Genomic DNA, 11,782 nt, shown 5'->3' on the forward strand with positions numbered 1-11,782 from the left:
CTCGCCGCCTATACCGCGTAGACTTAAACCGCGCATTCACGCACCGGCCCCCGCGCTTTGGGGGAGATGGGTGTAGGATGCGCGGTTTGTCGTATGCGCGAGCCTGAGATGACCCCGGCAGCCCAGTAGAGAGCCCCAGTTGAGCGAGGAGAAAGTACCCATGGCAGAGCCTTCCAGCTACCGCCCCGCCCCCGGCGAAATCCCCACCGACCCGGGCGTTTACCGTTTCCGCGATGCCGACGGCCGCGTCATCTACGTGGGCAAGGCGAAGAACCTGCGCAACCGCCTCAACAGCTATTTTGCGTCCCCGCAGACGCTGAGCCCGAAGACCTACGCGATGGTGCATACAGCGGCGAGCGTGGAGTGGACCGTGGTGGCGAGCGAGATGGAATCGCTGCAGCTTGAATACACCTGGATTAAGGAGTTTTCGCCGCGCTTCAACATTGCGTTCCGCGACGATAAGTCGTACCCGTACCTGGCGATTACCGTCAATGACGTGTACCCGCGCGCGATGGTCACTCGCGGCGAGCGCCGTAAGGGCGTGCGCTATTTTGGGCCGTACTCGCAGGCGTGGGCGATTCGTGAAACCCTGGATGCGCTACTGCGCGTTTTCCCGGTGCGTACCTGCACGAACGGCGTGTTTAACCGCGCGAAGAATAGTGGCCGGCCCTGCCTGCTCGGCTATATCGATAAGTGCGCGGCGCCGTGCGTGGGCAAGATTAGCGCCGAGGAGCACCGCGAGTTGGCGCGCGGGCTGACCCGGTTTATGGGTGGTGGCGCTGAGAAGCATATCGCCCAGTTGACCGCAGAAATGAAGGCCGCCGCCGCTGATATGGACTTTGAGCGCGCCGCGATTCTTCGTGACGATATTGCCGCGCTGACTAAGGCGTTTGAGCGTAACGCCGTGGTGCTCGGCGCGACCGTGGATGCCGACCTGTTCGCCTACGCTGAGGACGACCTGGAGGCGTCCGTTCAGGTGTTCTTCGTGCGCGGCGGCAGGATCCGCGGCCAGCGCGGCTGGATCGTGGAGAAGGTCAACGACAGCACCGACGCACAGCTCATCGAGCAGCTCATCGCGCAGGTGTACAGCGATATTGCGGCGAGCCTCGCCTCCCAGAAGGACGCCGAGAAGAGCCTGAACAGCTACGATATTCCGCGTTCCGTGCTCGTGCCGGTGGAGCCCGAGAATAAGGAGCAGCTGGCGTCCTGGCTGGCGGAGGTGCGCGGCGGGCCCGTGGAGATTAGCGTCCCGCAGCGCGGCGACAAGGCAGAACTCATGAAGACGGTTGCCGAGAATGCGCGCCAGTCGCTGACCCTGCACAAGAGCCGCCGTGCCGGTGATTTGACCACGCGCAGCGCCTCCCTCGTGGAGCTGCAGGAAGCGCTGGAACTACCGGACCCGCTGCTGCGCATCGAGTGCTACGACATTTCGCATGTGCAGGGCACGAACGTGGTCGCCTCCATGGTTGTCTTTGAGGACGGCATGCCCGCAAAGAACGCCTACCGCACCTACAGCATTACCGGCGACGCCGCGCGTGACGATACCGCCAGCATGTATGACGTCATTACCCGCCGTTTCAAGAGGCACCTGGCGCAGCAGGCAGAACGCGAAGCCGCGCCCGTGCACTCCGGCGAGATTGACGCCTCCACGCCTGAGCCTGCGAAGTTCGCCTACCCGCCGAACCTGGTGCTCGTGGACGGCGGCCCGCCTCAGGTGGCTGCCGCCTCCGCCGCGTTGAGCGACCTGGGCATTACGGATGTGTACGTTGCCGGCATCGCTAAGCGCCTGGAGGAACTGTGGCTACCGGACGACGACTACCCGGTCGTACTACCGCGTACTTCGCAGGCGCTGTACCTGGTGCAGCGCATCCGCGATGAGGCGCACCGTTTCGCTATCACCTTCCACCGTTCTAAGCGCGGTAAGGCGATGGTCGCCTCCGCCCTGGATGAGGTGCCCGGTCTAGGCGAGGTGAAGCGATCCGCGCTGATTAAGCACTTCGGGTCGGTGGCTCAGATTAAGCAGGCGAGCGCCGAGGAGCTGACGGCGGTGCCGGGTATTGGTCCGGCGTTGGCTCAGAAGATTCTGGCGGTGCTTGCCTAATCCCCTGGCTGGCGTTGGCCTAAGTGCCTGCTAGCGCTGAGTGAAGGCCCGCCCGGGGTGTGAACGCAGCACCCCGCCTCGTAATAGCGCTTAACAAACGTGTCATAATTGAAGGAAACCGTCATCATTACGAGCGCGCTATCTTCGCGCGCCCTCAACCAGTAGAGTGGAAACCGTGAGTAATAACCATCTGCGCCTATTCACCAGCGAGTCGGTGACTGAAGGCCACCCCGATAAGATTTGTGACCAGATTTCTGACGCCATCCTCGACGGCATCATCGCCCAGGATCCCGCAGCGAACGTTGCTGTGGAGACCATGGTAACCACCGGGCAGGTGCACGTTGCGGGCGAGGTGACCACCTCCAGCTACGTCGAAATCCCCTCCATCGTGCGCGAGACCATTCTGGGTATCGGCTACGATTCCTCGACCCGCGGCTTCGACGGCGAGTTCTGCGGCGTGTCCGTGTCCATTGGCGAGCAGTCCCCGGACATTAACGCCGGCGTGTACGAGTCCCTCGAGGTTCGTCAGGGCATCGCTGCTGACGAGTACGACCGCCAGGGTGCGGGCGACCAGGGCATCATGTTCGGTTACGCTTCGAACGAGACGAACGTGCTGATGCCCGCCCCGATTTGGCTGGCGCACCGCCTCTCTGAGCGTCTGACCAAGGTCCGTAAGGACGGCCTGCTGACCGAGCTGCGCCCCGACGGCAAGACTCAGGTGACCCTCGGCTACGATTCGAACAACGTGCCTGTCTCCGTGGACACCGTCGTTGTTTCGAGCCAGCACACCGCAAGCTACGACCTGGCTGACCTGCGTGCAGACATTGAGAAGCACGTTATCGCACCGGTTCTGGGTAGCGTCGAGCTGGATTCCTCCAACGCTAAGTTCATTGTGAACCCCGCTGGCCGCTTCGTTCAGGGTGGTCCCGTGGGTGACGCGGGCCTGACCGGCCGCAAGATCATTGTGGACACCTACGGTGGTTCGGCTCGTCACGGTGGTGGCGCGTTCTCCGGTAAGGACCCGTCGAAGGTGGACCGTTCCGCAGCGTACGCAATGCGTTGGGTTGCGAAGAACATTGTGGGTGCCGGTCTGGCTGACCGCGCCGAGGTTCAGGTTGCGTACGCTATCGGCCAGGCAGCGCCGGTCGGTCTGTACGTTGAAACCTTCGGCACCGAGAAGGTCGACCCGATCAAGATTGAGAAGGCTGTGCGTGAGGTCTTCGACCTGCGCCCGCTGGCAATCATTAACGAACTGGATCTGCGCCGCCCGATTTACAAGAAGACCGCAGCTCACGGCCACTTCGGTCGTACCGAGCCGGAATTCACCTGGGAGCGCCTGAACCGCGTGGATGCACTGCGTTCGGCAGTGTCCTCCTCCTAATATCTGTCAGGGTAGAGGAGCACGCTGATTCGGGTGACTCAGAGCAGTTCTGAATCGAACTCTTCGGCACCGTTGGGTGCTCAGCAGGAATCCCTGCAACAGCTTGACCTGTTGCAGGGATTTCCTGCTCTTCGTGATGCCCTGATTCCTGCCGCCCCGGAGCCGGTAAACGTTGCCGCCGAGTTGGAGGCGAGCGGCGTGCCGAACCCTGTGGCGCGTGTGCGTGTGGATAGCACTCTGCCGCAGGTGGACCGCACGTTTGATTACCGCGTGCCCGCTGAGCTGAGTGAGGATGCGGTGCCCGGCGCTCGCGTGCGTGTGCTGTTCAACGGTCACGAGCTGACCGGTTACATTGAGGAGCGCGCCGCCACGACTGATTGGACGCGCACCTCGCTGCTGCCGCTCAAGTCGGTGCTGTCGCGTGTGCCCTCTGTTGCGCCCGAAATTTTTGCGCTTGCCGAGGCGCTTGCTGACCGTTACGCCTCCACGGTGGCGAACGTGCTGCGCCTGGCGGTGCCGCCGCGCATTGCCGCGCTGGATAAGAAGTACGCGCCCCTTCTGCCGGGTTATGAGTCGGCGTATTTGGGTGATTCTGCCCCGGTAAGCACTTCCGATGCCCCCGAGAGCGCGGAATCTGAGCCTTCTGCCGCCTCCGCCACCTCCAGCGATACCGACCCGTACGCGTGGCTTGCCACCCCCGGCGCGCTCGCACCCTTCGTGCTGGACCCGCCGGCGCTGAACCCGGACGCGCCGGATGCCGCCTCCGTCTTCTCCGATTACGAGAACGGCGCGGAGTTCATTGAAGATGTTGCCGCCGGTGCCGCGACCCGCGCCGTGATGACGGTTCTTCCCGGCCACCTGGAGCACACGTGGGCGGATGTTTTGGCGACCGCACTCGCGGCTGCTGCTGCCAGCGGTCGCGGCGCTATTGCGGTGGTTCCGACCGCTAAGAACCTGGATCTTCTGGAGGCGGCGCTCGCCGAGCGTCTGCCCGCTGACTCGTTTGTGCGTTTGAGTTCTGATTCGACTCCGCATACTCGCTATCACGGTTTTGTGAAGGCTCGTTTGGGGCAGGTTCCGGTGGTGATTGGTACCCGCGCCGCCGCATACGCGCCGGTGGCGAACCTGGGCCTGGTGGTGTGCTGGGATGACGGCGATTCTTCGCTGGTGGAGCAGCACGCCCCGTATTGTCATGCCCGTGATGTGTTGCTTCTGCGTGCTTCTGCTGAGAATACTGCGGCGCTGTTTGCCGGGTTCAGCATGAGTAGTGAGGCGGCGCGTCTGGTGCGTACCCGCTGGGCGTCTCATGTGCGTGCGCCGCGTGCGTTGGTGCGTGATTATTCGCCGCGTATTTTTTCGACAGGTTCGGAGTTTGAGTTGGCGCGTGACCCGTTGGCGGCGATGGCGCGTATTCCTCACTTGGCGTTTGAGCATGCTCGTCGGGCGTTGGCGCGTGGTCCTGTGTTGGTGCAGGTGGCGCGTAGCGGTTATATTCCGTCGTTTTCGTGCGAGCGTTGCCGCATGCCGGCGCGTTGTGGCGAGTGTAGTGGACCTTTGTCGGTGGCTTCGGGTTCGTCGGTTCCGTCGTGTTCGTGGTGCGGTCATTTGGCGCAGCAGTGGCGTTGTTCTGAGTGCGGTTTTACGCATTGGCGTTATTCGGCGGCGGGTGCGACTCGTACTGCTGAGGAGTTGGGTCGTGCGTTCCCGAATGTTCCGGTGATTTCTTCGGCGGGTGACCATGTGCGGGCGTCGGTTGGTCCTGAGCCTGCGTTGGTGGTGGCGACTCCGGGTGCTGAGCCGGTGGCTTTTGGCGGCTATGCGGCGGCGCTTCTTTTGGACGCTGATAAGATGCTTCGTTTTGATTCGTTGCGTGCCCCGGAGGCGGCGTTGCGTCGCTGGTTGAACGCGGCGGCGTTGGTTCGTCCGGCGGCTCTTGAGGGCACGGTGGTGACGACTGCTTCGCCGTCGCCGGTGGAGCAGGCGCTGGTGCGTTGGGATCCGGCGTGGTTTGCTCGCCGGGAGCTGGAGGAGCGCGCTCAGACGGGTCTGCCTCCGGCGGTTCGTACGGCTGCGGTGACCGGTGCGGAGGCGGATGTTCGCGCCTTCATGGAGGAGTTCTTGGGCTCTTCTGCGTTGCCGGAGCGGGTGCGTGAGCAGTTGCGTATTGTGGGTCCGGTTCCTCTGGATCAGGGGTATTTTGCCTGGTCGGAGTCTCTTGAGGAGGATTCTGAGGAGGCGCCGGTTCAGGGCGATTGGCGTACCCTGTTGTTCTTCTCGTACGGCATTGCCCAGCAGGTGACGCATGAGCTGCGTGCTACGCGCGCCACGATGGCCGCCCTCAAGAAAACCGTGGGGGAGCGGCCAGTTCAGATTCGTTGTGACGGTCTGGACGTACTGTAGTGTTCTAGTGAGGGGCGGTTTTTGCCCCGGGTTGGGCGTTGGCACGCGGGTTTGCGAGCGCGTTGTGCGCAGAGGCGAGGAGGTGAGAGGCGTGTCGAAGGTGCCTCATCTGCTGAAGGGTAGTGCGCTGCCTGACGGTGAGCAGCAACGGCTGGCTGAGTATGCTTCTGCGCATCCGAGAGTGCCCTGCACCGCAAGGGCCAGCACCATGATGCGGCGGTGCTGCTGGTTCACGGTATCGGCTACCAGAATCACGGCGAGACGCTCGCGTATTTTGGCAAGCCTGTGGCGCATAGTGTGCAGACTCTGCTGGCGCTGAACACAGATTCTGTCGCGCTCTCCGAAGAGAACTCCGCCGCGGAGGCTTCTGCGCGGGTTCGTGTTGAGGTGATTCCTGACGGTGATACCCTCCCGCCTGCCGCTGAGGTGAGCCCGACGAGCCACCACAGCGAGTTGACGTATTCGTTGACGATTGAGCGCACGGAGTACCCCGCCGACCCTGCAAACCCTGCCGACCCGGCTGAGGAAAGCCCGCAGGTTGAAGCGAACTCCGCTCAGGAAGAACCAGCCGAAGCCTCCGAGCCCAAAGAATCTACAAGAATCAGTCTGCCGAAAATTGAACTTCCGAAGGTTGAGTTGCCCAAAGTGGAGTTACCCAAGGTGGAACTGCCTAAAGTGGAGCTCCCTAAGATTGATTTGCCGAAAATTGATCTGCCGAAAATTGAGCTTCCCAAGGTATAGCTCCCGAACATCGAGTTGCCTAATCTTGAGCTTCCGCGCCTGCCTCAGCCGAAGCCGCGCCCGGTTCGCACGGTCACTCGCCGCAGCCTCCTCTTTCAGGAGGGCTTCTGGCGGCCCAGGCATTACCGCCCGTTGAAGGAGCATTTGCCCTGGTTGGTGTCGGTTTTGCCGCTGTTTTTGATGTTCTGCTTCTACTATGAGCGCCCCGGTGCGACCTGGCGTGAGCGTGCCGGGCACCTGCTGCGGTCTACGGCTCGGTTCGTGAATGTGGCGCTGTGGCTGGTGCTGGCGGTAATGGCTGTGATGACATTCCGTGATGCTTTTGTGGCGTCCCTGGGTACTCCGCAGGGTGCGTTTACGGGTCTTGCGGCGGTGCTTGTTCTGGGTATTGTGGGCTGGGTTTTGGCTCGTCGTGCCCGTGAGCTGTGGGCGCTGGTGAAGGCTATTCCGACGCAGCTGATTCAGACGGCAACCAGCCCGGATTCGCGCGATTTGGAGCGTATTTATGCGCGTCTGGATCGTCAGCTGGACGATTTGAGTTCCCGTAGCGATGCGGTGGGTATTATTGCCCATTCGCAGGGCGGCTACCTGGGGTATGAGTTGCTGCGTCGTCGTGCGGCGGCGGGTAAGAAGCCGATTCGTTTTTTCTATGGCTTGGGTAGTGGTGTGGTCCCGATTAGCATTATCGCTAGTGACCGCAACGACATTCCGGCGCCTTGTTGCAGTGCCTTGATGTGGCTGACCGGTGCGAGATTTCCGCTTGTGGTGACAGTATTGGCAGGTCGAATATTACCCAGCCCGCCGGTGTGGATGTCAGCTTTGTGACTCTGCCGGGCCCGTCGGTGAATAGTCACATGCAGTATTTTGACGCGTGCTCGCCGGTGCCGTTGATGCTTTCGCACCGCCTGGTGCCGCACATGATGCCGGCGGGGGAGCAGGCGCAGAAGGCGGCGGCTTTCACCGATATTGGTACGGAACTGAACCGTGGTTTTGCGCGGGTGAAGAAGCTGATGCGCACCGTGCATTACGGGCTGTATGCGGTGCTTCTGCTGATGCTGTCGGTGCTGTTGAATGTGGCGTCGCCGGCGGGTGCATCGGCGTTGACGTGGCTTGATGCTTCGCACCTGCGTTCGGAGGGCTTCGATCGTTTGGCGGCGGAGGCTCAGCATCTGCGTGAGCAGGCGGGTTCTTCGGATCTGCTGTTGTGGATTCTGGTCGGCATTTTTGTGGTGGAGGCGCTGCTGATGATGGTGCTTTCGCCGTGGACTCAGCGGCGCTTGCAACGTGCGTTCATGATGCGCAAGGTTGACCGTACGGGCCGGCTGAGTGAGTTCAACCCGCTACCGATGGTGACGGCTCTTCTGGGCTTTGACGGTGAGGATGAAGACGCTGAGGATGTAGAGGAACATAACCCCGCAGGGGAGAAAAAACAGGAGAGTAAAGCAGGACAGAGCGCTGTAGTTTAGGGCGCTTAGGTGGTGCTGTGGGAGGGCACCCCAGAATTTTTATGCATTCGTGTGCACCTAAGATTTGCTGGGGTTTGGCTAATCCTAATTGGCGTAGTCGCCGTATCCACGGTAAAATATTCAGCACTGCGGATACTATTTCGGCGCTTGTCGAGAGGGTATCAGCGGTATCTATCACTCAACTTCGCGCATGCCTCACAACCGTGCGCACCAACGAAAGATGAATACTGGTGACTCAGACTATGATCACCCCCGCATACGAACCTGCATGCGGCGGGTCTGCTTCTGTACACAATAACGGCGTCATGCACCCTGACCCCGTTTTGCTTGCCGATATGACCGTTGCGGAACGAGGAGCTGTTTACCGCTACCTGGCTCGTTTCGCGGAGCTGGATGACGCAAAGATTTTCTACGCGTACGGTCACGCCTACGAGCTTGCTCGTAAGGATGCTGAACGCGGTCTCTACGCAACTATGGCGTAGCCTGCATTATTAGCTTTTGAAATGCTGCTGCACTCTTTACGAGTGCGGCAGCATTTCTGTTTTTCGGGGTGGATTTTGGACTGGCTTTCAGTCTGGTTGAGCTCGGCTGGGACCCCGGCGGTCATATGCCGCCATGAAGCCCCTGATTTCTTCCTGACAACCGGGTATGTGTCCACTATGGGGTCGTTCCCTGATGGTTCTTGAACATTGGTTAGCTCTTGGGTACTTTAGAGGTATCACAACCACTTCTGCGAAGAGACTTCTGGTGTTCTCCGTAGGTTCTTTTCGCGGTGTTGCCTCCGGTTGCGTCTGCGTTGTTGCGGCGCTCCACTAAGAAACGCCCTAAGGAAAGGTACTCACCGATGAGTTTCACCAATATCACCTCTGATTACGAGCCCGAGTTTGGCGATTCGGCACCGGCCCGCGACAACGGCATTACTCACCCGGATGCTGTTCTGCTGTCCTCGATGACGAAGGCTCAGCGTGGCGCGGTGTGCCGTTATCTGGCTCGTTTTGCTGAGCTGGATGATGCGAAGATTTTCTACGCGTATGGTCATGCGGATGAGCTGGCTGCGAAGGAAGCGGCGCGCGGCGCGTACGTGTAAGGTTTCCTGCTCCGGTGTAATGCGGTGAGGCTGCACCTTCCGGATGCGCCCTCAGGGTGCCCGAGCTCTGCGAGGGCGGGTTCCCTGCGTAGGCGCGGAGGAAATGTGTAGCGAACCGCCGCTGTACATCATTGCCGCAAGCCGCACGCACCTACCGGCAACCACAAACCAAATACGAGAATGCCGCCGCACCCTCCCGAGCTTCGGGGGAGTGCGGCGGCATTTCTGTATCTAGCAGCGCGTCGTATAAGCCGCGCAAGCCCTAGAAACCACGCAGACTTTAGAGCCCGCGCACGACCTCCAGCAGCTTGAGTGCCGAGTCGCGCCAGGAGTAGCGGCGCACATCCGACAGGCCATCAATGATGACGCGCTCGCGAACGGCGGTGTCCTCCAGGGAGCGGATTGCCTTGACCCAGTCGGCGGCGTGCGCCTCCGGGGCACCGTCAACCGGCGCGAACACGGCGTGCGGCGCTATCTCACGGAAAATCGGGATGTCACTAATCACCGCCGGGCAACCTGCCGCCTGAGCCTCGACCACGGGTAGGCCGTAACCCTCCTCGCGGGAGGCAGTCACCAGGGCGTGCGCCTGGCGGAGCAGCTGCTGGTACTCCTCGTCGCTCACACCATTGTGCACCTCCACGTTCTCACCGATGAGGCGTTCGTCGGTGAGCTGCACCAGGCGCTGCGGCGGCATCTTCGACAGCAGGTGCAGGCGGTAATCCGGTAGAGAACGCATCGCCAACAGTAGAGTTTCTACGTTCTTGTACGGCATGAACGAACCCATGTACACCAGGTGCTTAACGGGCTGCTCCTCGCGGGTGGTGGCGCGTTCCAGCGCGGTCTGGCGGGAGACCACGCTTCCGGGCTGCGGGGCGTTGGGCACCACGAACAGCGGCTTGGTGGTCAGCTCGTGCTCACGAATCAGCGAGGCGGTCGACTCAGAAACCGTCACGACCGCGTCGCCGTGATTGAGTAGGAAGCGCTGCGGGGTGTAGGTCTTGTGGAAGAGTCGCCAGCCCACGCGCACCGGTGCGGGCAGGAACCCGGGCGGGGTCGGGTGCGAGTAGTAGATCAGGTCGTGCAGGGTGAGGATTAGCTTGAATTTGCGTCCGGTGGAGCCGATGGTCTGCATGGGGGAGAACACCACGTCCGGCGCGTACTTGTTCAGCTGCAGTGAGGCGGTCGGTTCGAGCGGGCCGGTGGGCGAGCAGATTTTCACGTGCGGCAAATCGGGCAGCATCTCCAGCTGACGCTCGTCGCTAATAATCATGGTGAGGTCGAGGTCGGCGGCAGCTTCGTCACCGGTGTCGATGAGGGTTTTGAGCGCGCCCAACAGGGACGCGGTGTAGCGGCTGATGCCGTCGTGGAAGCCGATACGGGTGTATCGGGCGTCAACCATGAGTTTCATGTTGGTTCCTTCTGTTCGTTCCCTTAGTGCTCGGCGGCAAAATCGGCGATGAGTTCCGCGGCGAGGCGAGGGGTTTCATAGTGGATGAGGTGCCCGACTTCGGGGATCATGTCCAGGCGCTCGCGGGCGCCGGTTGAGGAGTCGTTGGGCAGGTCGCGGGAGGTCAGCGTCGCGTACATGGCGCGTGCCGTTTCGGGGGTGCCCAGGTCGTCGTCTTCGGCGACGAGCATCTGCACCGGTACCTGGATTGCGGCGGCGTATTCGGCGGCGGTGTGCGTAATGGACGCTTCGTAGGCGCTGAGCACTCCGCGGCGGGAGCCGAAGGAGCCGAAGTAGGCGGCGTGCTGGCCGTTGATGAAGCGGCGCATTGCCTTGTCTTTGGTGCGCATCATGACTTCGCTGGAGGCGCGGGTAATCAGCTGCGAACGCAGCAGCGGGTAGCCGATTTTTTCGGGGAGTGCCGCGCCGGCGCGGTAGTAGAGGGAGGCGAGTCGGGAGGCGACGCGCTGGCTACCTTCGAGGGCGGGCTCGCTGATGGGGTTGATGAGCGAGAGTAGTGCGAGCGAGTTCGGGTGTGCGGCGGCGAAGGCGCTGGTGACGATGGAGCCGAAGGAGTGGCCGACCACGTGCAGCGGTAGGGGTTGCGCATCCTCACGGGCGGGGTTGGTGTGCTTCACAAAGTCGTTCAGCCACGCCACGTACGCGTTGATGTTGTCTTCGCCCTGGTTATTTTCCCCCGGGGTATTTTCGGGCAGGTCGCCGGAGCGGCCGAAGCCGGGCAGGTCGGGGCTGATGATGCTGACGTTCGGGATGAGCTTCAGCAGGTAGTTCGCGATGATTTCCAGGCCGTGGTGGTCGCCGCGGAAGCCGTGCACGAGTAGCACGGGGTAGGAGCCTTCGGGGAAGGTGCCGTCGTTCATGCCTTTGCCGTACTGCCAGTAGCGGGTCATGACCGCTTGCGCGCCGTCACCGATGAGGGCGTCGTGGCGGGTGCCGGAAATGAGCGGGCCGGGCACACCCTCAAGAACTGAGGTGTTGGGGGAGTCCGGGGTAACGGTGGAGGTCATGGGTACCTTTCGCGGGTTGGGCACTGGGGCGGCAACGTCCCGTTCTTAATTCTAGGGGAGAAGCCTGAAAGGGCTCTGAAACCCGCCTCCCGCATCGACAGCCGGATGGGTGGTGCCGTCCATTTGGTAGT

10 protein-coding genes are annotated in these 11,782 nt (G+C 61.8%); 8 read left to right on the forward strand and 2 right to left on the reverse strand.

The genetic code is table 11. The features are described 5' to 3' along the window. Window positions 1–160 precede the first annotated feature (160 nt). From uvrC to AB8C10_RS01710, 8 genes are all read left to right on the forward strand, one after another. Window positions 161–2,101 (forward strand): excinuclease ABC subunit UvrC, encoded by a 1,941-nt coding sequence (uvrC, locus tag AB8C10_RS01675; protein ID WP_368866629.1) that lies wholly within the window; start codon window positions 161–163, stop codon window positions 2,099–2,101. Between the two features lie 175 nt (window positions 2,102–2,276). Next, on the forward strand, window positions 2,277–3,482 hold the full coding sequence (gene metK / locus AB8C10_RS01680) for a methionine adenosyltransferase (RefSeq protein ID WP_005506182.1): 1,206 nt from the start codon (window positions 2,277–2,279) through the stop codon (window positions 3,480–3,482). Window positions 3,483–3,515: 33 nt separating this feature from the next. Beyond that, complete coding sequence (locus tag AB8C10_RS01685; RefSeq protein ID WP_368866630.1) at window positions 3,516–5,882, forward strand: primosomal protein N'; 2,367 nt, start codon at window positions 3,516–3,518, stop codon at window positions 5,880–5,882. Window positions 5,883–6,101: 219 nt separating this feature from the next. Then, window positions 6,102–6,623, forward strand: a complete 522-nt coding sequence (locus AB8C10_RS01690) for a hypothetical protein (RefSeq protein ID WP_368866631.1) — start codon at window positions 6,102–6,104, stop codon at window positions 6,621–6,623. Between the two features lie 144 nt (window positions 6,624–6,767). Beyond that, window positions 6,768–7,448 carry a hypothetical protein gene (locus AB8C10_RS01695; protein WP_368866632.1) on the forward strand — a complete coding sequence of 227 codons (681 nt, stop codon included), beginning with the start codon at window positions 6,768–6,770 and terminating at the stop codon, window positions 7,446–7,448. 29 nt (window positions 7,449–7,477) lie between these two features. Continuing rightward, on the forward strand, window positions 7,478–8,089 hold the full coding sequence (locus tag AB8C10_RS01700; protein ID WP_368866633.1) for a hypothetical protein: 612 nt from the start codon (window positions 7,478–7,480) through the stop codon (window positions 8,087–8,089). A gap of 230 nt (window positions 8,090–8,319) precedes the next feature. Beyond that, window positions 8,320–8,571: a DNA mismatch repair protein gene (locus tag AB8C10_RS01705; RefSeq protein WP_368866634.1), complete on the forward strand. Its 252-nt coding sequence runs from the start codon at window positions 8,320–8,322 to the stop codon at window positions 8,569–8,571. Between the two features lie 362 nt (window positions 8,572–8,933). Further along, complete coding sequence (locus AB8C10_RS01710; protein WP_368866635.1) at window positions 8,934–9,176, forward strand: DNA mismatch repair protein; 243 nt, start codon at window positions 8,934–8,936, stop codon at window positions 9,174–9,176. 280 nt (window positions 9,177–9,456) lie between these two features. Here the strand turns inward: AB8C10_RS01710 and AB8C10_RS01715 are convergent, their stop codons facing one another. Both AB8C10_RS01715 and AB8C10_RS01720 read right to left on the reverse strand, forming a co-directional pair. Continuing rightward, on the reverse strand, window positions 9,457–10,584 hold the full coding sequence (locus tag AB8C10_RS01715) for a glycosyltransferase family 4 protein (protein ID WP_368866636.1): 1,128 nt from the start codon (window positions 10,582–10,584) through the stop codon (window positions 9,457–9,459). A 23-nt stretch (window positions 10,585–10,607) separates the two neighbouring features. Then, complete coding sequence (locus AB8C10_RS01720; RefSeq protein WP_368866637.1) at window positions 10,608–11,651, reverse strand: alpha/beta fold hydrolase; 1,044 nt, start codon at window positions 11,649–11,651, stop codon at window positions 10,608–10,610. Window positions 11,652–11,782: the final 131 nt, after the last annotated feature.

This window comes from Rothia mucilaginosa, from assembly GCF_964210535.1.
Lineage (GTDB): Bacteria > Actinomycetota > Actinomycetes > Actinomycetales > Micrococcaceae > Rothia > Rothia mucilaginosa_F.